The sequence below is a fragment of the Ruegeria sp. CH6 genome (assembly GCF_056537005.1).
The window spans coordinates 14566-38264 of sequence record NZ_JBQFQS010000010.1 but is presented as its reverse complement, the minus strand read 5'-3'; the positions used below and the strand labels follow the sequence as shown (position 1 = coordinate 38264).

Here is a 23699-nt window from a genome sequence, read left to right as displayed (position 1 = left end):
AATGTAACGGGATGGTATCTACGGACGCATCACAACGTGAAACCCAAATTCCCACGAACTTGCGGTTACTTCTGATCCTGGAAGAAGTGGCAAGGCGCGGTGTTCCCGTCAAACCGGCAGAGCTAGTTGATACGCTCGGTCTTGCAAAACCGACAATTCACAGGCTGCTTCAAACCGCCGAAGCCGAAGGGTTTCTTCAACGCGATCTGGATGGCAGATCCTACGGGCCCGGTCCGCGCTTGCGCCAGCTGTCGGTCAACACGATGTCGGCAGAACACCTGCGCACCGCGCGGCTTGCGATTTTGCGTGGCATTGCCGACGAAGTAGGAGAAACCTGCAACCTCGCCATCCCCGACCGGGAGGGTATGATTTATCTCGACCGGGTCGAAACAAAGTGGCCACTTCGAATTCAGTTGCCAATTGGCACCCAAGTACCTTTTCATTGCACGGCAAGCGGAAAGATGTACCTCTCGACCCTTCGCCAGAAGACGCTTGATGGCTACCTGTCGGCTCGAAAATTACTTCCCCAAACCGACCATACCTTGACGAGGCCCAAAGCGCTGCGAGATGAGATTACCCTTATCTCCAAAAACGGTTACTCCACAGACAACGAAGAGTTCATGCTTGGGATGTCTGCCATTGCAGTTCCAATTCTTGACGCCAATAAACGTCTCGTTGCTACTTTGTCGGTACACGCTCCAACTCAGAGGCATGACGTAGATGGGTTAGTTCTGTTTCTTGGAACTTTGCAGAGAGGGGCAGAGAAACTTTCTAACTTGCTTTCTTTTGATCAATAACAATCGAGCCTCCGGCGATCAGCGTCAACACCGAAAGTCAGAATGTGCAGTCGTTTGGATCAGGGTAGATCGGCCCCGCTCGCGAGTGTTTGCGAAATTCTAGAACGACACTCAAAACCGACCACCAATCTTACAAGTCAATACCACCTAGTGGCCAGTTAGGGTTAGTGCCTGACCAACGAGGAGCGGTCCTTTGCAACATAGGAGCAGAGGTCTGCCTTAAGCCGCTCGATGGGCAGGTATACGACGGACATAAAACAACGCTATCAGGAAACAGAGTCAGACACGGATGAAACGAGAAGGTTCGTGTTCACCAAACAGCTCAACTACGATACTTCCCGCTTTGCCACTCGCTAGATCTTCGAATGTCAGCATTGAGCGCGATCCGGGTGGAGCGTTTTCCGTAACAAAGTCGAAAACCATGGTGGCTCCGTCCCACGGTTGCAGCAGGTAATCCTGCGAATGCGGTCCAACTAACAATACCAGTTGCTCTCCCTTCGCCTGAATCTCCACAGTCCCAAAATATGGGTGGCTGTACTTGCCGACAGCGGTTTCGAAATTCAGAGGAACGGCCGCGTCGACCGGGGGAAAAGCGCCCACAGTATGTCCGAGTGGGTCAAAGAACGGTTTGAACAATTGAGAATAGCCTGCATACCAATCGCGGGTCTGCTTTCCAAACTGAGCCAGATCGGTAAATTCCGCTGCGATGGATTCTACTGCCCCAACCGGCGATGCATTCGACAAAACGACGATGCCGAGATCCAATGAAGGAATGATGGAGAAACAAGTGCCCGTGCCCATTACAAAGGCCCCGGAATGGCTGAGTTTTACCCGCCCAGAAGGTTCGGTGCTGACATTGAAGCCAAATCCATAGAACCCGGCGCGGCTGTCTGGGGATTTCGGTGGTGAAGATACGGTTTGCGGACTGATCGCAGGAAGCAGGGCCTCGGGCGGAATTATCTGATCGTCACCGTAACGGCCATTTGCCAGAATCAACTGCATCCATCTGGCCATATCGTTGGCAGACGAACTGACACCACCTGCTGGCGACTGCGCGTCAGGCATGCGCTGAAACTGCGGGAGAAACACTCCATCGCTGGGCGCATGAGGAACGGCCCGGTCAGAGACCGCCATGTAGTCAGCGAAACGCGAACTTGTGCGCGTCATGCCAAGCGGCTGGTAAATCGCCTGCTCAGACAACGTCGCCCAATCGATACCCGCTTTTTCCGCTACTGCTTCAGCAGCGGCGGTGAGGCCGAAATTGGTGTAGGCGTAAGATGTCCGAAATGGAGCGAGCGGCAGCAACCGCAGATGCTCCAGGATCGTTGCGCGGTCAAAGCCCAGATCTTCCAAATCATCGCCTGCATGATCTGGCAGACCGGACCTGTGACTGTACAGGTCCCCAATGGTCAACAACTTACTTCGCGCCGGGTCCGACAGACGAAACCATGGCAAGAGTTCATGCATGGGGCTGTCCCAGGAAACAACTCCTTGCCCCACTTGCTGCGCAACCACTGTGGCCCCGACTGATTTTGATACGGAAGCGATCTGAAACACGGTGTCCGGATTGATGGTATCCGATACCCCCACGCGACGCAGACCGTAACCGTTGGTCAAAACTGTTTCACCCTTGTGCACGACCGCGACGGAGACGCCGGGGATACCGCTGCGCGCCATGATCTCGGCAACAACATCATCCAATGCCGCGATTGCTGTCGCAATTTGACCAGGCGGTACCGCAACGCCCGCCATTTGAGACGGCGATGGCGTCTGGGCATGCGCAGTCAGAGGCATACCGACCAGCGAGGCGGTCGCAGATCCAAGGAAAAACCGACGGGAAATAGAAAAGGTTTGCATAATAAATCTCGGTTAATTCATACAGGTAACTCTAACCACAGTTTGGTGAACTGCATAGATTCAGGACCATTTGATTTGTTTGCAGTCTGGCCGTCGGCAGCGTTCGCGCTTTCACAGGCTATGTCGCAAATTAGCTGAAAGTCCGGATCGGCGTGATACGGGACGAACTTATCCAGCGATCCCGACAAAAATCCGAAAGTCCGAGGTTATAGCTCAGAAGAACATCTGATCCACAGAGCTTTTGATAGAGGTGTGCAAAAAATTTGGGCAGGCCGTGGCACCTTTAGCACAACATCCCAGCCGCAGTTAGAGAAACCAAAAAATGACACATTCTTATCAAGCAAAATCTTCGCGTCGTTGCACAGCAAAAGCCAGGTGCGGACTGTTCCGAATAACATTCCAATCGGGAGCCCGCGTGAAACCAGGCGTCCTGAGCACAAGCGACAGTAAGGCGTCTTGTTCGACAGTCAGCAGGTTAAGCTGACACAACCGCTCAACCGCTTTGCGCACTGACATCTGGCCGAATTGAGGCGTTACACGCTCCTCCAATTGAGTGGCCCCAACAATAGTGGAGGCATGCGCCAGGACCGCACACTCTGCGGACGAAAGCTGATGCTCAATGCGCTGATCTGGGCACCGTGTGTCAATCACAACATCCTTGTCCAGATACAGCTCAGCAGAACCGGCATCATTCTGCCAAACCGTCAGCGCCTTGAGTGTGGGTTCTGCGCGGTTCTGCGCCGTGGTGTCTGATTTATCGATGATGTCAAAGTGATAGGAAAACTGAGTGAGATCCTCTTTTGGAACATCAAAGATATATTTATAGGGCTTTGCCGGTCGGACCTGAATGCCGTAGGCTTCGGGATAGTCGTAGTAAGGGCTGAAGCGATCAGCCCGGACGGGGCCGACCGAGCCCGGAGGTTGCAGGTGGTGCAGGTGCGGTATCAGTTGCGCCATACGTTCAAAACCTTCGGGATTTTCACCCGGGAATCCGAACAGGAAACACCATTCGACAAACACACCGGCTTCTGCACAAAGTTTCAGGGTCTGAATGTTCTGAATCCCAGACACGCCTTTGCGCATATGTGTCAGGGTTTTCGTATCAAACGTTTCGATCCCTGGCTGAACCTTTCTGACACCTCCGTCTGCCAAAGAGGCAATCACGGCCGGTGAAAGGTTGGATTTGACCTCATAGTGCATCAGAAACGGGCGTTCATCCTGCGCCAATTTTGGAATAAGCGTCCTGAGATAGCGATGGTCCAGAATGTTGTCGACCACAACAAGGTCCGGACCATACAGATCGGCCAGCTCACTAAACTCTGCAAATGCCCGATCAGCAGATTTGCTGCGATAGGTCATGGACTGGCCGTTGAGGCCACAGAATGTGCAATGGTGTTTGGCACCCCACCAGCATCCACGAGAGGTTTCAATTGTCGCCGATGGTTTGAACAGATCCGGCAAACCGGGTGTATTATTGAACCTATCAAAAAACGAGGTGAAGTCCGGGACAGGCAGCGCATCCAGATCGGTGACCAGAGGGGCCGTCGCATCTTTGAGCGGCCGCGTCTTTTGTGATTGCGTCAGTATGCCCGGTACATTTGGCAGATCATCACGCGACTGCAATACACCGAGAAAATCGGGGAATGCTTCATCTCCCTCACCAATGCAGACTGCGTCCAGTTCAGGGTGGGCTTGCAACAGGGCCTGACCGAGCGGCCCTTCGCAATTTGCGCCGCCCATCACGATCACGACATCCTCAGATCGCCGGCGTACAGCCTTGGCGATGGCCAATGAAGACATCACTTGCTGAAACGACGATGTGATGCCAACTACGGTCGGTTTGTCCTGAAGGATTTCTTCGGCACACCTGTCCACAAAGGCACCGACCTGTTCGCGGGCCGAAATGGCGTCTTGCATCACGGTTAGCCATTCCACGCCTGACACGTGATCAGCCAGAACCGTCGTAAGATACTCAAAGGCAACGGCTTCACTCCGGGGATAGATCAGGTCACTGAAAACCCATTCGCCCAAAAGCGCCTGATAAAACCTTCCGTCCGATAAAAGCGAATAGCGATCCAGCCCAATGAGTTCTGCGAAATCAAAGCTAAAGAACTTCTCGCTTGTACGAGCACCTGCTCTGCGGGCCAATTGTGCAAGCAACGCCAGCCCTAAGCCAGGATGCTGAAGCGATGAAAACGGCATCGACACCAGACACAGACGATGATGTTCTGCGCCTGCATCAAGTGTCGGGCTGAGTGCCGTTTCTGTCATTGCGCGTCAGGCGCAGCGAGGCCGGATCACACCGTCCGAAGACACTTCGTATGCTTTCCTGATATCGGACATGGCAGCCTGTACATCAGCGCGACCATCGAAGACAGCACTGATCGCTTTCAGCAGGTCAACCGCGCTACCGTCCTCATCAACAGAGATGCCCAGACGTTTGACGACGTCTTCTGGGTCAGCAATAAATTCCTTACGAAAAGATTCATCAAGAACGCCTCGACCAATGATCATCTGAACATCTTCAAGCGTTAATCCGTGTTTATGTTTGTCTGTCACGTCAATCCCTCTTATTAATATTTGTATACGGCTAGTCCATTAACCATGACGTTTCAATTAATTTCAATCGTCAGGTTTATCGAAAGGCCTGCGGGCCAAATCTTTAAGGTGCTATAATCTACAAGAATTTTTAACGTAGCGAAGTTGTACATTTTAACAGGACTTTGACAGAATGGCAGGCAACGTTCAGATAGAACCGACAGAGCGCAAAATGTGCACTGTCATGTTCGCTGACATAGTCAAATCTACGATGATGATCGGCTCTCTCGATCCCGAAGATGCTGTTGACCACCTTGGACCAGCAATCGAGCTGATGATGTCGACCTGTGAGAGTCATGGCGCGACGACACTATTTACCGGTGATGGAGCCCTGGCAGTTTTTGGGGCGCCTGATGCAGACGAAGATCATGCGATCAAGGCAATCGCAAGCGCCCTGGAAATCATCCAAAACCTGTCGAAAATGGACGGCGTGCAGCCAGATATTCGGATTGGGCTGCACTGTGGCGAACTGTTGGTGAGTCATCTCCAGCATACGCTGGGTGAAGAGCAAGCATTCCTTGGCCCAGTCATGAATATTGCCAGCACGATCGAAAGCCGCGCCCGTCACAACGTAGTTACTGTTTCCGGTGCAGTGATCGAACACGCGGGTGGGGTATTCGAACACGAACCTGTCGGCGAGCTTGAACTTGGCAATCTGGCGGAACCCATTAGATTGTACGAGATACGGGCGCGTAAAAAACAGGTCTCGCGGTGGCGTTCACGTATCCGAAGGGGCCGGTCGCCGTTTGTCGGCAGAGCACAAGAACTGGAACGTATGTTCGACGCCTGGAACACGATCCGTTCCGGTCAGGGCAATGCAGCTTTGCTCATAGGAACCGCGGGAATTGGAAAGTCCCGATTGTTGCATGAGTTCGCCGACAGCGCTTTCCTTGGCAAACACGAAACGCTGGAATTCAATTGTACATCACTGGATCAGGAAGCTGCGTTTCTGCCGATTACGCGCGCAATTACGACCTATCTTCAATACTCTGATCCCACATCCAAAATCGGGCTAGAAGCCAGACTGTCTAACGTGTTGGCAAGCCTTCATGATCTCGGCGAAGCAACAAGACAAGAGCTGTTTTCGTTATTCACGCGAGTTCAGCCCCAATCCGAGATAGGTGTGGCCGACCATTTGCACCGCAGAAAGCTTCTGGTCGATGCGCTTGCGCGGCTCGTTTTGGCTCTGGGTTCCGGGGCGCCAATGGTGCTGATTGTTGAAGATCTGCACTGGGCCGACAAAGGTACGCTGGACGTAGTAGACACTCTGCTGGACAAAATTGCGGCACAGCGCGTCCTGATCCTTTTGACGTCGCGCAATGCAGATTTCATTTCATCCGGGCCAAAACCTTTGTTGGACGTCATCCACGTCCCCCCATTGGAAGCTGCGGCTTGCAAAAACCTGATCAGATTGCTGCTTGATAACAGTGGCGTCGATCAGCTTGTCGCCGGATACATCGAGGAATTGAGTGACCGAACTCCGCTGTTTGTCGAAGAGTTTGTGTACAATATCCGCGACCGCCTGGACGATGATAAACATCCCAACAAGCTTCCCGATACTGTGGATGAGTTCGATATCCCCATAAGAGTGCAGCCATTGATTGCCTCACGTATCGATGCACTTGATCTTGAAGATCGAAAGGCGTTGCAGATCGTTGCTGTTGGCGGAATGCAATGGAACCGGGACGTATTGTTCAACACCCTTCAAAGTGAATTCCAAGATGCGCAGGCCCGGGTCTATAGCCTAATTGAACAGGGTCTGCTCGAGTTTGCGGTGGGGGGCAATGCTCAAACCATTCGGTTCCGCCACGCACTGATCCAGAAAGTAGGCTATCGCAGTGTTCCCAGGCTGCGGCGGTACAAACACCACCGGACCATTTTCTCAACCTTGAACAAGGATGGGGATACCGACAATCTCGACCACATGCAGTCGGTCGCCCGTCATGCGGATGGTGGTGAACTCTGGCTGGACGCCGCAAATGCCTATAACCACTGTGGTGAGTTGTCGATCAAGCTCTATTCGTTTGAGGCAGCCGTATCATTCTTTGAACACGCTCTACGCTGCATCGATAAGATCCGTCACGAGGCTGATGCGTTTTCGGTGGCCAAGCTGGGGCTGCAAGCGCGCAGGGGCTTGCGTGTATCTTTGGTGGCCAGCGGGGACTTCGAACGTATCCTGAGCATTTCGCGCGAGGCTGAGGACTTGTGCAAAAAGATCGGAGATACATCGTCCCGTATCGCCTCGCAAATTGACCAGGGGATCATGCTTTCGGTCCTTTCGGACGTACGGGATGCTATAAGAGTGTCGCAGTTTGCATTGATAAACGCCGAAACGTCTGGCGATACGATGCTGCAAGCCAAGGCTGCCTTTGCTCTGGCCCAGGCCGCTTGGTTTCACGGGGATTATCTCAGCTCGGTATCTGCAATCGATCGTCACGAAAACCTCTTTGCAGAGACCTTTCGTACAGTGGACATAGGTACCACGGGTTCGATCTCGGTTTTGGGCATTGCGACGCGGGCCAATGCTTACAGTATGGCCGGGCGGTTCACTGAAAGTGAAAAGGATATTCGCACTGCGCTTAGCATCGCCGAGGAAACCGGGAAAGCCTATGACCAAAGCTTTGCGCTTGTCGCCCGAGGAATACAGTCTTGCATGAAGCGCGAGCTGGACACCGGAATAGCCGCTCTCAAACAAGCACTTCGAACGTCGGATTCGGCCGGAATCGATGTGCTGTGCTGTTTTTCCGCTGCTCCTTTGGCTCGATTGCTTGCGCTAAAACACGAATTCAATGAAGCACGGACTGTCCTCAACAAGGGTCTTAATCTGGCTCAGTTGATGAAAATGGATGCGTTTGAAGCCTGGCTGCTGACGGCAGAGGTCCATGTTTTGCTGGAGGAATCCCGACATTCTGAAGCAAGAGAATTGGCAATCGACTTGTTAGATCTTTGCAGCCGAAACGGATATTCCGGTTTCCGGAACGAGCTAAAGATTTGCATTGAAATGCCCGAGTTCGGTGATCACGGATTTGCCACGAAGTAATAGCGGCTGTGCATAGGCTCTTTCACCGCGCAAAAGTAAGTATCGAGGATCGGGCAAGGTGTATGAATATTTGATCGCCCTCGCCAATTGTGTGATGCTCATCGATCCGAACAGTTATGGGTTGGCTTTGAAACGCAGCACTTAAGTATAATAGTGTTTCCGCCCCGTGTGCTTCAACGCGTTCGACACGGGCAGGAACATCCGCGCCTTCGGGATCAGAACGGCTGAGATGTTCGAGGCAAACGCTAATTATTGCCGGACCACGAAGTGCCGAAGACTCATCCGCTCCGCAGTTTCGCGCCAGAGCTTGCAGTTCTCCATCACAATGGGCCTTCCAGGGATATCAAGAGCTTTTCTGGCGATACCGCTGTTACCTAACGTCTGGTCATCACAGGCGGTTTCCTCTCAACACTTCGCTTCGACGGCACCTACTGAGGGATATTCAAGATCACCCAAACCTTTCCAACACGTTACGGGTGACTTGCTCAACTTGCCAATCCCGGCGGGTCAGTCCCATGACCCATTCACAGGTCGCCGCATTGAACACCTCGCCTTTGCCACGTACCCAATGAACGATCACGCCATTGCCGCGAGCGCTGCGATCCATGGTCTCGGGCGTGACTTTACCAAACACGGCCTGTGCCTTGAAATGCGCGTCACTGTCACCGATATAGGCCGTCTCGCCCCACACCCCATGTGATGGCTCCACGTTAGTTGCGAGCCCCAGCGCCAGTATCTGTATCGCCTGATCAGCCCCATCGCTGCCGGTAGCAAAGGGCAAACCGTCCTCCATCCGGTAATCAACGCCGTCCACCTCATAGCCAAAGATGCGTGATCCTGCGCCCAGTTGATCGCCATACCCTAGCTCTGTGTTCCGGAAGGCCCAATGCTGCGGTCGATAGACGGTGTAACCGCCGCTGCCCTGCCCCACGCAGCGGCCCAGACCAGCATAGACACCTTTCAGTCCGCTTGCACCGAATGTCCTGGTGCCCGGCCAATTCACCGGGGCGACTTCCCAGGCCGCAGTGACCAGATGCGCCTGATCCGTCCCCACCAGAGGATCGCGGTCTGCTGTATATTTGTAACAGATTTGGGTCCTACCCTCGTCTTCGATCCGCGTCTGCCAAAGGAAGTTGCCGCCAAATCGAGCAACCCGCCCTCCACCATCGACGTAGCGATCCACCGCATGGCGCATATTGGCGCTCCAGTACTCATCATGGCCGACAAAGATCACGCATTTATGGCGGCGCAACAACTCCGGATCGGCCTCTAGATCGTGCTGTGTGGCAAAGTCCAGCGCAAACCCCTGCACCTCTGCCCAACGGGCGAAATGCCGTTCATAGCTGGCCCAACCAGCCGAGGCGTATTTCTTGGAATAGCCATAGGCGTATGCCCACTCCATATATGGGTAACGCACCATTCCGCCGGGGACATGGGCACCCTCTGGCACAGCGCGAGGGGCACCCTCCGGCAGTTTGCAGAACCCCCGCGTCCATGGGCGTTGGGTTGAGACGATCGGGGAGAACGCGTTGCCTTTGGGTCCGGCAATCCCTTCGTAGTGGTTTGATCCACCCCAACAATTGTAGGCCAGCCAGGTTCCGGTGGCGCAAACCAGTAAGTAAGGCGTCGGTGGCTTTAAGGGTGCTCGGCGCAGTAGTATCAGGTGGTGTTCCTCGATCCTGTCTCCGCCACACTCAGCGCTGAAAGTGATCAGGTAACCACCCTCGCGCCAGTCGTCGGGGATGGTGAATTCGTATGCGATATCCCAGTCACACCCCTTTACCGAACAGTCGGGCGGCGTGTCTTGGTGTATTCCCGCAAGCCCCGACTCGCGCAGCGGCGGCTCATAGCGTTGTCCGTCCCGGCCAATTTCCAAATCCCAGGTTTCCGCAGTTGTTGACACTCGCAGCGCCACCCGGTCACCCGGGGCATAGGTCATCCGGTCAGTATATCCCCAAATCTCGAGCACCGCGTCATTACGCGACGGGCCGATGTAGTAGTTATCGAGGATATGCCGCGCCTTGGCACGCGTGCGGGGCGTCGTGGCAGGACCTGAAGTTTCCGAGTGGGTCATCTCGACATCCTATTCCGGCAAGTACTTTGTGGACCAGCTTTCCGCTATCGCACCGGAGGCGATCATGGCGTCGATCTGATTACGGGAAAAGCCGATTTCGCCCAGAACCAGGCGAGTGTCGGCTCCATATTTGGGCATCGGCCCGGGGATGGTAATGGCCGCACGCGCGGGACGGACCGCATTGGGTGCCACAAGATCACACCAGCGGCCCATAGGGTGCTGGTCATGCCGGATCACACTGAAGGTTCCCCGGGTCAGATCGATCCGGTCACCACTTCCCGGCTGCAGAACTGCATCACGTGTGTCGTGCAGCGAACCCAGTGGCATCACGGTGCTAGAAGTTCCGGCAAATGCCTGCGACCAGTAGGCTACGTTGCGCGTGGCGAACTGTTGTGAAATTGCAGCCACCATTTCTGCCTTGGGCATCGCGTCCAGATCAGCAAATTCCGGCAGGCGCGCCAGCGCCTCCCTCCCTTCGGATGGCGCAGCAAAGAACATCCAACCATCCGCCGCGCGGTAGCAGTGATAAAACGGCCCCCAACCCAGGGCCTCGCGCCCCGCAGGCTCATCGAAGGCTGCGCGCCCGTCGAAGTCATACATCAACTGGGCCTGAATCAGATTTCCTGCCCCAGCCAGCGCTGCACGCGCGATACCACCTTTGCCAGTTTTCTCGAGTCGCAGCAGCGCCGAGCCAAGTGCCACACAGGCACAGAATCCGGTCAGGACGTCGATGGTTCCGAAATGCGCATGTTCTTCGGGCGTTTGCATACCACCGCCAAAGCGCACCATGACCCCGGTCGCCGCCTGCGCCAGATCGTCATATCCCAGATGATCAGATTTAGGCCCGCGCGCCGGCCCCCCAAAGGCGTCGAGCTGCACCAAGATCAGCCGCGGGTTGATAGCCGCCAGCTGCGCTTCGCTCAATCCCAAGGCGTCACGCTGTTCGTCGGTACCGTTCATTGTTATCACATCCGACGCTTCGATCAGCCGCCGTAAAGCAAGCTGACCGTCGTCCGAGCGCAGATTCAGCAGAACACTCTTTTTTCCGCGATGCGCGTGCAGGCCAAAGACCACCGTATTCCAAGGATCAACCGAAGGATCCACTGGCTGAACCGAGGTCACCTGCGCTCCATACCGGGCAAGAGTTGACCCGATGGTCGGGCCGGCAATCACGTTAGTCAGGTCCAGCACCTTTAGTCCATCGAGCCACCCGCCCTCTCCGTCGCCACCTGCGGCTGTTCGGGGAACCTCGGCCAGGATGTCGGATAGAGGGGCGCTGTCCGGTTCAGGCCCGGGGCTTTTTTGCAAAGCCCCCGCATCCCCGGCGAGCCAGGCCACGTTCCCCATCTGCCTCATCTTACCATGGCGCGGGTCATCGACCTCAAGCACCAGACCCGAGGCCAGCGCGTGGGGGTCTGCCAGCCATTCCTTTGAAAACCGCTGCGCCGTGGCCGGTGCCTTGGCCGCTCCGAACAGTGCTTCCCATTCAAATGAAGGCTTGTTCAGGAAAGCAGCCTTCATTGCCGACGACACCCGCTCTCTGTCACGATCGCCAACGGGATAGTTTCGCAGCGACCATTCATCGGGCCAATCACGTGTATCCAGATAGGCATCGAAATCGGGCAGTTCGTCGGCGAGCTTTTTCAGCCCCAAGGTCTCCAACACCCGGCGCGGGTGCGTCTTGACGCTTCCTGCCACCACATAGAACCCCCGCCCGTCGGCACAGGTATAAGTGCGATAGAATGGATCCAGGAACTCTTCCAGTTCGCTAAATCCGAGGTTCATGGGCAGGCCCGCGGCCGTTCGCCGGTCGAGCTCTACTTCGCGTGGGGATTTGTAACGTTCGGGGTAATCCTCGATCTGTTCGCAGTTGTAGACGAGCCCTTCAAGCAAGGAAGATGCCAGTGGGACCTCGATATGCTCGCCGCCATTGCGGTCCCGTGCAAGCAGGGCGAACTGCACAGCCATCGCGCCAAATGCTGCGCCATAGGCAGAGGCCAGAGTGAGTGGAGTGAAAGAAGGGTTGATCCCCATCAGCCGCCGGTTCAACCCCATGTCGGTGAACTGCCCGGTGCGCGCGGCAATCACTGCCTCCCACGCAGGCAGATCGGCCAGCGCCGGATCGGTCGAGGCGAAGCCCGGCAAAGACAGCGACACGATGCGCGGATTGATTTCCCGCAAAGCCTTCGGCCCCAGGCCCAACCGCTCCATCACCCCGGGTCGGAAGTTTTCGATCACCACATCGGCCCGGGCAACCAAATCCCGCGCCGTGGCAAGGCCCGCTTCGTTTTTCAGATCTAAGGTCAGCGCAGACTTGCCACGTGACAGCATGTCAGTGGCTGGTTCTTTTAGCCTTGGGCCTCCGGGAGGATCAATGCGGATCACCTCAGCCCCCATATCAGCCAGCATCATTCCGACCAGGGGGCCCGCCAGATACTGGCCGAAATCAAGCACGCGAATATGATCAAGGGGCCGTGTTGTCATGAAAACGTGTCTCCTGTCGGGCTGCTGACATGTTGCCGCGCTTTGGGGCATTGAACTGACGTTAGGATTGTGTCCCGATGCCGAACGAACCAATATTGCCGAAAAATGTGCGGATTCTGCCAAAGTGACACAGCTCACCGTTTCGATTCTGTTGTCGGAGAGTTTTTCCAACATTGTTCTGGCGTGCCTGCTGGAACCGCTGCGGGTCGTTCGTGACAATCGTGGTGCAGATATCCGGTGGACAATCCTGACTGCGAGTGACGCCCCAGTGACCAGTTCCAGCGGCATCCGTGTTGCGCCTGACAGATCGCTTCAGGGCATGAGTGCGGCCGACCTGACCCTGATCGTGGGTGGTGACGAGTTCCGCGCGGAAGCTGTGTAGAAACCACTCTCGCGCCATTTGAATCCCCTATTGCGATCGGGAGTGGTGATCGGGGCAGACACGGGTTCCTGGCTGATGGCGGCCCTGGGCCTATTGGATGGGCGCCGTGCCACCATCCACTGGCAACTCCACGACGAGTTTGCCGAGAGCTTTCTGGCCACCGTCGTAGAACCGGACCGTTTCGTGCAGGATGGGCGGTTCTGGACTTGCGGCAGCGCCGCTACAGCGCTGGATCTGATCTTGGAATTCATCACCAGTCGTTACGGTGCAGTAGCAGCGCAAGAGGCAGCGGCCATGTTCCTGCAGGACAGCGCCAGTGCGCAACTTTCTGGTTCCGGGGCACGCGGGCTTCGCATCCATGGCTCAGAACAGCTGCGTATGCTGATTACCCGTATGGCTGACACTTTGGAAACACCGCTTTCGCTGGCCGAACTCGCAGCTTTCGCCAACATGTCAGAACGCAGTCTGGCCCGTCTGTTCAAGCAGGAGCTTGGTGTTTCTCCCGGGCGTCATTACCAGGCGCTTCGTCTGGCACGTGCGCGCGACCTCAGCACACATACCAGACTGAGTGTCGAGGAGATCGCCCTGCGTTGCGGCTTTTCTTCAGCATCTGGGCTGCGCAGGGCGTTTCGCCAACAATATGGCCAACCAGTTCGCAGAAGAACCCAAAGGCAGGGTGATCAGTCCAACCCCTCTTGACGCGCGTTTGCCTCGCTCAAGGTTGCCTTGCTCCTTTTATCAAAGATGAATTTCGAACAGTCACGTAATCCATCGCCACGCTGCGGCGATAAAGGCGACCTGTTCCAAGTAGTAATCTGTTGCCGCAGGCACCCCCTGCAAATTGTGCAGTATAATTAACCGTAGCACTGTTACTTCCATCGATGACGGGAGAGCAAATTTTTCTCAAGAACAATAGCACGCTCTAAGTTTCTGACTGGTCTGCTTGATGTGCATCATAGCTGGCTTCGAGTTCATTTCTGAGAAACTCGCCAAAGTTCAAAGGCTCAAACCTAGCGATGCCTGTTTCCGGGAGGGGCGCGATTACGGCAGAGACATGTGGGTCAAAGAAGAACGGCACGGAATAGCGCTCTCGTCCGCTCGCATTGATCACCCGATGCGGCGTGGACAACAACCTTCCATTGGACAAGCGATGTAGCATGTCGCCGACATTAACTACGAAAGCACCCTCGATTGGCGGCGCATCCACCCAGTGGCCTGCCGGTGTCTGAACTTGCAAGCCACCAACATCATCTTGCGCCAGCAATGTCAGAAATCCAAAGTCCTTATGGGGGGCTGAACCGAACAGATCATCCGGCGCTTGCGGAGGTTGCGGTGGATAGTGAAGCAGACGAAGCCATATAGTCGGCGTTTCGAATGCAGCAAGAATTGAACGATCCTCGACACCAACTGCATCCAGTGCCAACCTCAACAGTTTGTTGCCCAATTCGGTCATTGCATGAGCATAGGCCTCACAAGCCTCTCGAAACCCATCCAGGTCTGGCCACTGGTTTGGTCCGGACAGATAGACATCAGGGTCTCTCTCCGGGTCCTCGCGCATCATCATGAACGAAGCAGATTGGTTCGGCTTTGTCACTTTGGCCAAATCGGAATTTACGTCCGTCGAGGTGTTTATGGCTATGTACCCACGATGGCATTCATCCAGCGTAATTGCCTGCTTTTCAGTCTCTCGCAACGCGTGAAACTTCTTTGAGGCCGCGAACACGGCGGCGCGCAATGCAGGATCCACTCCATGATTTATGACATAGCCGAACCCGGTCTTGCCGTATGCATCTAGGAACTCCAGGGCCAGGTCGGATGTATCTTCGCCATCGATCAATGGTGAAAGATCAAGCACAGGAATAGTATTGAATTCAGTCATCTGAGATCTCCGAAAAAAAGTTTCGCCAAGCAGAGAGCCAAACGAGGAATCGCTATCCGGCGAAACGCTTTCGGCGGTGAGCGCTGTGGCGCTCTAAGACGACCAGGAAATCAAATTCAGACATACGTGGTACGCTATGGTGGACGAAGGCACTGATCAACCAAAAACACCGTCGACCCGAGCCCGCCGTTCGGCGATGTCAGCAGATACCTCAACGCGATCCATCAGCGCGGACATTCGCTGCCAGCGGTGTCTCCTTGGTCAAATTGATCTGTTGTTACAATCTATTAAGCCCGGTACCATACTACAAACAGATAGTTAGCGGAGAACTCCCGATGCGTGCATCGTTCGAACAATTGGAGGCATTCGTCACCACTCACAGCGAAGGGTCTTTTTCTGCAGCAGCGCGAAAGTGCAACAAAGCACAGTCGGTGATCAGCACTTTGGTCGCCAACCTCGAGGTCGATCTGAACGTCGAGCTTTTTGATCGCGGCCGAAGATATCCGACCCTCACCGATGCGGGAGAGATGTTGATCTCGCAGGCCGAAATTCTACTGGAGCGTCGCAGCCGGTTTCTGGCGATTGCCGATGCCCTATCCATGACCCTGGAGAACCGCATAACGCTCGCCATGGCACCACACATCAAACTGGCCAATCTGGGAGAGATCATCCGAACATTCAGCGCTGACTTTCCATCTGTTGACGTTGAGATCCAGTCATTCGCCGCGGGAGATATCCAGCGACTGGTTGTTCAAGGCGAAGTGGATCTCGGCATTATTCTGGAACCCGAGGGCATCCCTCAATCGCTTGACTTCCGCTCTTTGGGCTCACTCAAGCTGGTTTGCGTCAGCCATCCAGAAAGCCTGCTTGCACATACACCCTCGGTCTCGTGGGAGGAGTTGCGCCTACATCGCCAGATCTTGTTGAAAGAAGCAGACAACCCTAACAGTGCAATTCTCAAGGCCTCGCCGTCGATCTGGCAGGTGAGCACTGCAACTGAGGCTATCGATCTTGTGAGGGCCGACCTGGGGTGGTCGGCGCTGCCATTGCATGCTGTGGACATCTTTGTTCAGACCGGTGCCCTGAAAATCCTGCCGCTGCAATTCGAGACCAAACCCTATGCCGAACGTTCGGTGGATATGGTTTGGTCTTTTGAAAAGCCGATGGGTCAGGCCACTGCCAAGCTGTGCGAGCTACTGGCTGAAAACGCCGTTATTCAGAACTCCACTATGGCTTAGGCTTCTTCGCGAAGCTCCTTTGCGAAAGATGCAATGGTGTGTTTTGGTTTTCCAAGAACTTCCCACGTTTCGCCAGCGACCAACTCTTCCCGCAGTTGCTGCACGAAGGTGAGCAAATGCTCCATGAAGACCGCCTGCTCTTCCGGCAGTCCCATCTGGCCGATCGCCTCCATTGGTAACTGAATGACTTCTGCCTCAGGTGCATAAGTTTTCAAAAATTCGGTCGCTCCCTCGGTGTAGGTCTTGGCCTGCCAGCCCTGAACGGCGAACTCTTTGTTTTTTGCCGCATCATTGCCAATGGCATTCAAAACGAGTTCAGCCAGGTCGCTGGAATTGGTGAACCGGATTGGATGAACGTAATTACCGATGACGGCAAACTGGTTATCCATCAAGAACTTTGGCAGCGAATCCAGGAAGAACGAACAATAGAAGAAGGTGTAGGGGATGCCGGACGCCTTGATGGCATCGATCCCGCCCTGACGGATCGCATTGGTACCATAAGCCATCCCTTCGGTAGAAAAATCAGGGTATGCGGTGTCAACGCCTGCAATTTGCATGATGTGCTGAACCCCTGTCTCTTTTACCGCCGCGACGACGTTAATCACACCTTCCCGCTCGGTGTGGAATGGCGCGGCGGTGTTCAACGTCTCGGTATTCAGCGTGATGTACAGCGTCTCGGTTCCCCGCAAAGCTGAAAGCAGACTGGCCGGGTCTGACACATCACCCTGAACGAGCCGAACCCCAGCAGGCAGAGCAGCTTTAGCCGCCTCTGGGTCTCGCACGAGGGCGGTCACCTCAACGCCTTTCTCGACGAGTTTTTTGGTCACACGATGCCCCAGATGGCCTGTGGCACCGATGATTGTGATCTTCTTGGTCATATTGATAACTCCTGTTTCAGCGACGCTTCTACAGGTTGGGCCCCAATGTCTTTAGTGATGATCCATCTGGTTGATAGATACTTTGCTGTGCGAATAGTTGATCTTGCCTCGCAGTTTAGACGAACACGTGAGCTATGACCGCCAAAGTGCCCGGTCGCACACCAAGCGGTAGAACCGCTTTAGGCTAAGCGCACACCTCAGCTGGGCTAAGCCACAAATCGATGGGAATGCAGGTCATATTGTTTTCGACCCATTCTGAGCGCCCGTCGGCCAAAGCACTCAATTGCATCTTTGCAGCAAATCAGAGTTCCAAAATTTTTCTCAATTAGGCAACTCACTATGATATAGAGAAATACGAATATCACTTTGTTGCGATGTAATTCATCGAAACCGCCGGGCTAAGTTGATTGGGAGGTCATAATGCTTCGTATATTGGTGTGCTTTATATCACTTGGACTGGCGCCGACGAATATCTTGGCCGACGCTGTCCCAAGCGAACAGGCTGCTGAAGGTTTGTTCTCAGATCGACCTTATTCGCCATATGCGAACCGGAGTTTTCCTGAACGCCCGCTGTGGGGAGACACGCACCTTCACACAGGGCTTTCACTGGACGCCGGCGCCTTTGGGAACACACTACTGCCAGACGACGCCTGGCGTTTTGCAAAAGGTGAGCAGGTTATTTCTTCCACAGGTCAACCCGTGAGGCTGGCCCGGCCACTGGATTGGATGGTCCTCACAGATCACACTGATCTGATGGGGTTTGCACCGGACCTGCAAGCCGGAAAGCCTGGCGTTCTTGCTGATCCAAAAGGATTGGAGTGGTATGAGGGTTACAAAGCGGGTGGTGAAGAAGCCGGAAAAACGGCCTTTGATATCATTACCAATTTCTCGCAAATGACCCTGCCCGAGATCCTACTCGAGTCTTACAGCCCCGGTGCGGATGCTTTTGCCTTTACTTGGGAAAGCATTGTATTGGCGGCCGAGCAGCACAACGACCCCGGAAACTTTACGGCGTTCATCGGCTTCGAGTGGACATCGGTTCCCAAGGGTTTCAATCTGCATCGCAATGTCATGCTCCGCGATGGGCCGATCCGGGCCCTGCAGATGGTTCCCCCGGTTACACAACCACCTTATGGCGATACAGACCCTAAATCGTTGTATGCCTGGCTTGAAGAATATGAAGAAAAAACGGGTGGCCGCGCGGTAGCCTTTGCCCACAACGGCAACCTGTCGAACGGGTGGATGTTCCCAACCGACGACACATACCATGGCGGCAAGGTCGACGAGGATTATGTAGCCGCCCGAGCAAAGTGGGAGCCGCATTATGAGGTCACGCAGATCAAGGGTGATGGTGAAGCACATCCATTCCTGAGCCCGGACGATGAATTCGCGGACTACGAAAACTGGGACGTAGGCAATCTCGATATCACAGAATTGAAGACCGACGATATGCTGGCTGGTGAATACGCCCGCGAAGCGCTGAAGCGCGGTTTGATGCTGGAAGAAAAGTTCGGCGTGAACCCCTATAAGTTCGGGATGGGTGGTGCTACGGACAGCCATACCTCTCTGGCCACAGCCGAAGAAGACAACTTCTTTGGAAAGTCCGTCAGCGTTGAACCTTCGGCCTCGCGGATCGAACATCCCTTCATCGCCAATGATCTTGGTGAAATCCCCGGCGACCTCCTTGTTGCCTCGGGATATACCGCCGTTTGGGCGACTGAGAACACACGTGCCGCTATCTTCGATGCGTTCAAACGCAGAGAGACCTATGCAACCACCGGACCCCGAATTGGCCTGCGGTTCTTTGGCGGATGGGATTTCAATGACGCTGACGTTGAAACCCGCTTCCTTGCAGATGTTGGCTACACCAAGGGTGTTCCGATGGGTTCTGACCTGCGTCCTCGCGAAGGCGATGGTGCGCCTGCATTCCTTATCGCGGCGCTTCGTGACCCGATCGGCGCCAATCTGGATCGCGTGCAAGTGATAAAAGGCTGGCTCGACTCCGAAGGGACCTTGCAGGAAAAAGTCTACGACGTGGCGTGGTCGGATAACCGCGTTGCTGATCAAAACGGCAAGATCCCAGCGGTTGGAAACACCGTGGATTTGGAAACCGCCAGCTGGACCAACACAATCGGCACCGCCGAGTTGGTAACCGTTTGGTCTGATCCTGATTTCGACCCGAACGCGCGGGCGTTTTATTATGTGCGTGCCATCGAAATCCCGACGCCGCGTTGGGTGCTGTATGACAAATTGAGGTTCGGCACCGAATTGCCAAAAGATGCGATACACACACATCAGGAGCGCGCATATTCGTCCCCGATTTGGTATACGCCGACAGAGTGACACGCTCTGTGCAGGAGATGAGAGCCCGAGGTAGCAGCCCTACCTCGGAGCTTCAACCAAACATCTAAAGCGCGCGGAGCATTCATTAACTTGCATAATCAATTTGTCTGATGCCAGCATCGAAACATAAAATCTGATCGCGTTTCACGCAGGAGCCTTCATGCGATTACTAAAAGAACCTCTGTTCCATTTCTTCTTGATTGGAGCGGCAATCTTTTTTTGGTTCCAAATAGTTTCAACAGATAGCGAGACAGTCGAAGACCTCGAGACTATCACGATCAGCGAAAGCGATGTCGCTCTGTTAGCTTCCCAGTTTGAAGCGATGCGGAAACGCTCTCCAAACAGCGCTGAACTACAAGCTTTGGTGAATGCATCAATTCGTGAGGAGATTCTGGTCAGGGAAGCGAAAAAGCTTGGCTTGGATCGCGGAGATACCGTGATCAGGTCTCGGCTCAGCCAGAAAATGGATTTTCTAACCGAAGCTATCGCTACCTCAGTTGTTCCGGAGAACGAAGAACTAGAGGCGTTTCTTCAACAAAACCCCGAACGCTACGCTACGCCCACCAAGGTGGCTTTCACTCAGGTCTTTCTGGGTGAAGATCCAAGCGATGCCGAAATTGAACAGGCGTTGACGGCACTGCGCACAGATCAAGATGTCACAGCTGTCGGTGCCTCCACACTGCTACCTGCCTCAATGCCCTTGACCCCGACCCGAACAGTTGACTCGGTCTTTGGTGCTGGATTTTCGAAAGATTTCGAGGAGGTTGAAACAGATCAGTGGACGGGACCGATCCAGTCTGGTTATGGGGTCCATCTGGTTCAGATATTGGCAATCGAGCCTAGTCAAATACCTCCCCTGTCAGAAATTCACAGCGTGGTGCTGCGGGATTGGCGCCGTGCGATGAGTGAAGATCTGGCGCTAGCGCAGTTTAACGCTCTTGCAGAGAACTACGAAATTGTAACGCCTGATCTTTCAGGTCGGCTCAAATGAAACTCATCGTCTGCTTATTGCTAGCCCTGCTGTTTGCGTGCTCCACAAGTGATGCTGATGCGCATGCGCTTGATCCGGGATACTTGGAAATTCGGCAAATCGCCTCTGACACCTGGAGCGTTCATTGGCGAAAGCCCGATGTGAATGGTCAGCCGATGGCGATTGATGCTGTATTGCCAGAGGGTTGTACACCGGCACGTGGGCCTGATCCGATTTCCGATAGCAGAGCGTGGGTTTCTTCCTGGGTTGTCGATTGCCGCACGGGCATTGCGGGGCAACCCATCAAGATTGAAGGATTAGAGACGCAACAGAACGATGTATTGGTGCGGCTACTCCCCCTAGAATCCTCACCCGCAACACTTCGCTTCACATCAGATGCTATCGTCCAGAACATACCTTCTGAACAGACAACATGGTCGGTTTTCATCGCCTACTTCCAGTTGGGTTTTGAACACATATTGGAAGGCTGGGACCACCTTCTGTTTGTTTTCGCGTTGTTCATTCTGGTCCGCGATCCATGGAGACTGGTTGGGGCAGTAACGGCTTTCACACTTGCGCATTCCATAACATTGGCGCTTGCCACGTTTGGTATATTGAACGTTCCAGGTCCGCCGGTAGAAGCCGTTATCGCACTGTCCATCGTTTTTCTGGCTATGGAGATTGTAAAGGGCAGAGAAGGTCGGTTCCGACTGTCAAAACAAAAACCTTGGATCGTTTGTTTCGGGTTTGGGCTTTTACATGGCCTTGGTTTTGCAGGGGCTTTGGCTGACATCGGACTGCCCGCGGATGATATTCCTGCAGCCCTGCTTGCGTTTAACCTGGGCGTTGAAGCCGGGCAGCTTTGTTTTATCAGCGTCTTGGCTCTCTTGGTGACAACCTGGCGCCTGATTGCGGCTCCAATCAGCCAAGGGGCTACAGTAGTTGCCGCCTACGGCATCGGTTCAGTGTCGATGTACTGGCTCATAGAGCGTATCAGCGGTTTTTGAAGTGCCATCAACTTCTCACAGTAGAGGCAATCGGCTGCCCCAAAGGGCGATGTGATTGCAAACTATAATGCTGCGATACAACGGCACCGAATTGAGCGTGACAATCGTGGTTCGCCCAATGTGAAGAAACGCAGAAGGCATCTATGCAGGTTTTCGCAACTCAAATAGTCAGTGATTGGTTCCCAAATTGCTTCTTATGCCAGTTCTTTGCCCATGTTCTCGGCGAACAATTTCGAAAACCGCTGCGTAGCGCTCGATCTATACTGTGTCGGCGGATAAACTGCATAAATTCCTCCGGACGGGAGCGTCCAGTCCGGGAGTAGCTGGATCAGAGATTTATCCGCAAGCTCTTTGCGAACGTAGAAATCCGGAAGGATTGAGATACCTGCCCCGTCAAGTGTCATCGCCTTGATTGCCGGCGTCACGTCAGCCGACAGGGCGCGCTTCATCTCAACATCGATTGTTTCGCCAGTTTGACCGGAAAAACGCCAGCGGAGCGGATTCGATAGTGCCCGGTGCTCGATAAACGGAAAATTCGACAAGTCACTAGGTGTATCAGGATCGCCCAACTCATTGATGACCTCTGCAGAGGCAACGACGATCTGCCTGAACTCTCCCAACTTGCGGGCGATATTCGCAGAATCAGACAGCCAGCCAACACGATAGGCAATGTCGAATCGTGCTTCGACCGGATCAATCCGCACGTCACTCAATGTCAGCTCGATGGTTACTGCGGGGTGCATTCTACGAAACTCCGCAACGACTGGAGCAACATAGTCAGCACCCAGATCAAGTGGTGCAGTGATGCGCAGTGTTCCGGAAGGTTCGGCATTACCACGCCTCACCATCGCGTAGGCTTCTTCGGCCTGTGCAACAGAGGCCTGCGCAGCCGCATAAAAAGACTGACCGATTTCCGTCAGGTTCAGATGGCGAGAATTTCGAACAATCAATGTCGCCCCAAGCTCTTCTTCAAGAAGCTGCAATTGCTTGCTGACAACGGCCTTACTGACACGCATACGATCTGCCGCCGCCGTGATAGTTCCGGCCTCAGCTATTGCCACAAAATACTCGAGCCGGTTCAGGTTCGATTTTGCCATTAATCGTCATCTTTTTGCTGACACTAAGTCCATATAATGCGTATTTAGCTGACAACGTCGACTCCCTATTTGTCACGCGTAAGGCAACCGCGACGGCCATAGATGGTTGCCCTCTGACAAAGGAGATGACTATGAAAGCAATCCTGACCGCTACAGCAGCAATGATGATTTCAACGGCTGCAATGGCTGCCGACCTAAAAATCACCCACTTCACTCCCAACGAAGGCAGCCTGTTCCCGGTGTCTTCAAATCTGGTCGAAGGACCCAGCGAAGTGCTGCTGGTCGATGCGCAGTTTGAAAAGGATGATGCCGAACAACTGGTCAGCATGATCCAGGCGACCGGCAAACCGCTTACGACCGTTTTCATCAGCCACAAAGACCCCGATTTCTATTTCGGGCTGGATACGATCCGCGCAGCCTATCCCGATGTCAAAATTGTCGCCACGCCAGAAACCGTGAAAGGGATCGAGAAGACGATCCAGCTCAAATATGATTTCTGGGGGCCGATCCTGAAGGAAAATGCGCCGACCGAGTTGATCATCCCGGACGTTCTGGAGGGCGACAGCCTCACCGTGGATGGAGAAACCATTCAGGTTGTCGGTTTGGACGGCCATGACCCCGTTCACACCTTCCTCTGGGCACCGACCGAGAAAACCGTTCTGGGCGGTGTGGTTCTTTATGAAAACGTCCATGTTTGGCTTGCAGACAACCAAACACCCAAAAGCCGCGACCACTGGCGTGCAACATTGGAGCAGATCACCGCGCTCAACCCCGAGCGTATCATTCCCGGGCATGTCATCGGCGATAGTGCCGAGGATGAAAGCATCGTTGATTTCACCAAAGAATACGTCGCTACGTTCGAAGCAGCGTCGGAAGAAGCTGAAAACTCTGCCGCGTTGATCGCGGCAATGCAGGAAGCCTATCCAACCTTCGAGAATGTTGGCGATCTTGAACTCAGCGCACAAGTTATCGAGGGCGAACGCTCCTGGCCTTGAAGAATAACTGAGCATCAGATTGTGCGACTGCCGAGAGTTGCCATACTAACGATCAGAGAG

17 protein-coding genes are annotated in these 23699 nt (G+C 54.3%); 9 read left to right on the top strand and 8 right to left on the bottom strand.

The features are described from left to right. Positions 1-11 precede the first annotated feature (11 nt). Positions 12-797 carry an IclR family transcriptional regulator gene (locus ACR0CW_RS17375; RefSeq protein ID WP_480788751.1) on the top strand — a complete coding sequence of 262 codons (786 nt, stop codon included), beginning with the start codon at positions 12-14 and terminating at the stop codon, positions 795-797. A 279-nt stretch (positions 798-1076) separates the two neighbouring features. Here the strand turns inward: ACR0CW_RS17375 and ACR0CW_RS17370 are convergent, their stop codons facing one another. From ACR0CW_RS17370 to ACR0CW_RS17360, 3 genes are all read right to left on the bottom strand, one after another. Then, complete coding sequence (locus ACR0CW_RS17370) at positions 1077-2654, bottom strand: serine hydrolase (RefSeq protein ID WP_480788750.1); 1578 nt, start codon at positions 2652-2654, stop codon at positions 1077-1079. Between the two features lie 336 nt (positions 2655-2990). Further along, positions 2991-4925 (bottom strand): RiPP maturation radical SAM C-methyltransferase, encoded by a 1935-nt coding sequence (locus ACR0CW_RS17365; RefSeq protein ID WP_480788749.1) that lies wholly within the window; start codon positions 4923-4925, stop codon positions 2991-2993. 6 nt (positions 4926-4931) lie between these two features. Continuing rightward, a complete protein-coding gene (locus ACR0CW_RS17360) occupies positions 4932-5213 on the bottom strand; it encodes a hypothetical protein (RefSeq protein ID WP_155147633.1) in 282 nt (93 codons plus the stop codon). Positions 5214-5385: 172 nt separating this feature from the next. On the opposite strand from ACR0CW_RS17360, the gene ACR0CW_RS17355 reads away from it, so the two are divergent. After that, on the top strand, positions 5386-8292 hold the full coding sequence (locus ACR0CW_RS17355; protein WP_480788748.1) for an ATP-binding protein: 2907 nt from the start codon (positions 5386-5388) through the stop codon (positions 8290-8292). A 448-nt stretch (positions 8293-8740) separates the two neighbouring features. Here ACR0CW_RS17355 and ACR0CW_RS17350 read toward each other — a convergent pair whose 3' ends face one another. Both ACR0CW_RS17350 and ACR0CW_RS17345 read right to left on the bottom strand, forming a co-directional pair. Further along, positions 8741-10366 (bottom strand): N,N-dimethylformamidase beta subunit family domain-containing protein, encoded by a 1626-nt coding sequence (locus ACR0CW_RS17350; protein ID WP_480788747.1) that lies wholly within the window; start codon positions 10364-10366, stop codon positions 8741-8743. A gap of 9 nt (positions 10367-10375) precedes the next feature. Further along, positions 10376-12850, bottom strand: a complete 2475-nt coding sequence (locus ACR0CW_RS17345; RefSeq protein ID WP_480788746.1) for a CoA transferase — start codon at positions 12848-12850, stop codon at positions 10376-10378. A 124-nt stretch (positions 12851-12974) separates the two neighbouring features. On the opposite strand from ACR0CW_RS17345, the gene ACR0CW_RS17340 reads away from it, so the two are divergent. Then, the gene (locus ACR0CW_RS17340) at positions 12975-13232 is read left to right on the top strand and encodes a type 1 glutamine amidotransferase family protein (protein ID WP_480788745.1); all 258 of its coding nucleotides are present in this window, start codon (positions 12975-12977) and stop codon (positions 13230-13232) included. A 45-nt stretch (positions 13233-13277) separates the two neighbouring features. Further along, the gene (locus tag ACR0CW_RS17335; protein ID WP_480788744.1) at positions 13278-13931 is read left to right on the top strand and encodes a GlxA family transcriptional regulator; all 654 of its coding nucleotides are present in this window, start codon (positions 13278-13280) and stop codon (positions 13929-13931) included. 223 nt (positions 13932-14154) lie between these two features. Here ACR0CW_RS17335 and ACR0CW_RS17330 read toward each other — a convergent pair whose 3' ends face one another. Continuing rightward, a complete protein-coding gene (locus tag ACR0CW_RS17330) occupies positions 14155-15111 on the bottom strand; it encodes an isopenicillin N synthase family dioxygenase (RefSeq protein ID WP_480788743.1) in 957 nt (318 codons plus the stop codon). 335 nt (positions 15112-15446) lie between these two features. Here ACR0CW_RS17330 and ACR0CW_RS17325 point away from each other — a divergent pair, with 335 nt between their 5' ends. Then, complete coding sequence (locus ACR0CW_RS17325) at positions 15447-16349, top strand: LysR family transcriptional regulator (RefSeq protein ID WP_480788742.1); 903 nt, start codon at positions 15447-15449, stop codon at positions 16347-16349. On the opposite strand, the gene ACR0CW_RS17320 is transcribed toward ACR0CW_RS17325, so the two are convergent. After that, on the bottom strand, positions 16346-17227 hold the full coding sequence (locus ACR0CW_RS17320) for an SDR family oxidoreductase (protein WP_480788741.1): 882 nt from the start codon (positions 17225-17227) through the stop codon (positions 16346-16348). The two genes, ACR0CW_RS17325 and ACR0CW_RS17320, sit on opposite strands and share 4 nt — an antisense overlap. 420 nt (positions 17228-17647) lie before the next feature. Between ACR0CW_RS17320 and ACR0CW_RS17315 the strand changes: the two genes are divergently transcribed. The 3 genes from ACR0CW_RS17315 to ACR0CW_RS17305 all read left to right on the top strand — a co-directional run bounded on the left by ACR0CW_RS17315 (position 17648) and on the right by ACR0CW_RS17305 (position 21547). Further along, complete coding sequence (locus ACR0CW_RS17315; RefSeq protein WP_480788740.1) at positions 17648-19570, top strand: DUF3604 domain-containing protein; 1923 nt, start codon at positions 17648-17650, stop codon at positions 19568-19570. Positions 19571-19730: 160 nt separating this feature from the next. Continuing rightward, positions 19731-20561 carry a peptidyl-prolyl cis-trans isomerase gene (locus ACR0CW_RS17310; protein ID WP_480788739.1) on the top strand — a complete coding sequence of 277 codons (831 nt, stop codon included), beginning with the start codon at positions 19731-19733 and terminating at the stop codon, positions 20559-20561. After that, the gene (locus ACR0CW_RS17305; protein WP_480788738.1) at positions 20558-21547 is read left to right on the top strand and encodes a HupE/UreJ family protein; all 990 of its coding nucleotides are present in this window, start codon (positions 20558-20560) and stop codon (positions 21545-21547) included. The genes ACR0CW_RS17310 and ACR0CW_RS17305 overlap by 4 nt, the downstream gene beginning before the upstream one ends. Positions 21548-21741: 194 nt before the next feature. Here the strand turns inward: ACR0CW_RS17305 and ACR0CW_RS17300 are convergent, their stop codons facing one another. Then, positions 21742-22644 carry a LysR family transcriptional regulator gene (locus ACR0CW_RS17300; protein ID WP_480788737.1) on the bottom strand — a complete coding sequence of 301 codons (903 nt, stop codon included), beginning with the start codon at positions 22642-22644 and terminating at the stop codon, positions 21742-21744. Positions 22645-22775: 131 nt separating this feature from the next. On the opposite strand from ACR0CW_RS17300, the gene ACR0CW_RS17295 reads away from it, so the two are divergent. Continuing rightward, positions 22776-23639, top strand: a complete 864-nt coding sequence (locus ACR0CW_RS17295; RefSeq protein ID WP_480788736.1) for an MBL fold metallo-hydrolase — start codon at positions 22776-22778, stop codon at positions 23637-23639. The last annotated feature ends 60 nt before the right edge of the window (positions 23640-23699 follow it).

What these genes read in the sequence shown, in the direction of transcription:
- ACR0CW_RS17325 (WP_480788742.1), top strand. Translation starts at nt 15,447, where the DNA reads ATGCGTGCATCGTTCGAACAATTGGAGGCATTCGTCACCACTCACAGC.
- ACR0CW_RS17320 (WP_480788741.1), bottom strand. Translation starts at nt 17,227, where the DNA reads ATGACCAAGAAGATCACAATCATCGGTGCCACAGGCCATCTGGGGCAT.
- ACR0CW_RS17365 (WP_480788749.1), bottom strand. Translation starts at nt 4,925, where the DNA reads ATGACAGAAACGGCACTCAGCCCGACACTTGATGCAGGCGCAGAACAT.
- ACR0CW_RS17300 (WP_480788737.1), bottom strand. Translation starts at nt 22,644, where the DNA reads ATGGCAAAATCGAACCTGAACCGGCTCGAGTATTTTGTGGCAATAGCT.
- ACR0CW_RS17330 (WP_480788743.1), bottom strand. Translation starts at nt 15,111, where the DNA reads ATGACTGAATTCAATACTATTCCTGTGCTTGATCTTTCACCATTGATC.
- ACR0CW_RS17305 (WP_480788738.1), top strand. Translation starts at nt 20,558, where the DNA reads ATGAAACTCATCGTCTGCTTATTGCTAGCCCTGCTGTTTGCGTGCTCC.
- ACR0CW_RS17375 (WP_480788751.1), top strand. Translation starts at nt 12, where the DNA reads ATGGTATCTACGGACGCATCACAACGTGAAACCCAAATTCCCACGAAC.
- ACR0CW_RS17370 (WP_480788750.1), bottom strand. Translation starts at nt 2,654, where the DNA reads ATGCAAACCTTTTCTATTTCCCGTCGGTTTTTCCTTGGATCTGCGACC.
- ACR0CW_RS17345 (WP_480788746.1), bottom strand. Translation starts at nt 12,850, where the DNA reads ATGACAACACGGCCCCTTGATCATATTCGCGTGCTTGATTTCGGCCAG.
- ACR0CW_RS17295 (WP_480788736.1), top strand. Translation starts at nt 22,776, where the DNA reads ATGAAAGCAATCCTGACCGCTACAGCAGCAATGATGATTTCAACGGCT.
- ACR0CW_RS17310 (WP_480788739.1), top strand. Translation starts at nt 19,731, where the DNA reads ATGCGATTACTAAAAGAACCTCTGTTCCATTTCTTCTTGATTGGAGCG.
- ACR0CW_RS17315 (WP_480788740.1), top strand. Translation starts at nt 17,648, where the DNA reads ATGCTTCGTATATTGGTGTGCTTTATATCACTTGGACTGGCGCCGACG.
- ACR0CW_RS17350 (WP_480788747.1), bottom strand. Translation starts at nt 10,366, where the DNA reads ATGACCCACTCGGAAACTTCAGGTCCTGCCACGACGCCCCGCACGCGT.
- ACR0CW_RS17355 (WP_480788748.1), top strand. Translation starts at nt 5,386, where the DNA reads ATGGCAGGCAACGTTCAGATAGAACCGACAGAGCGCAAAATGTGCACT.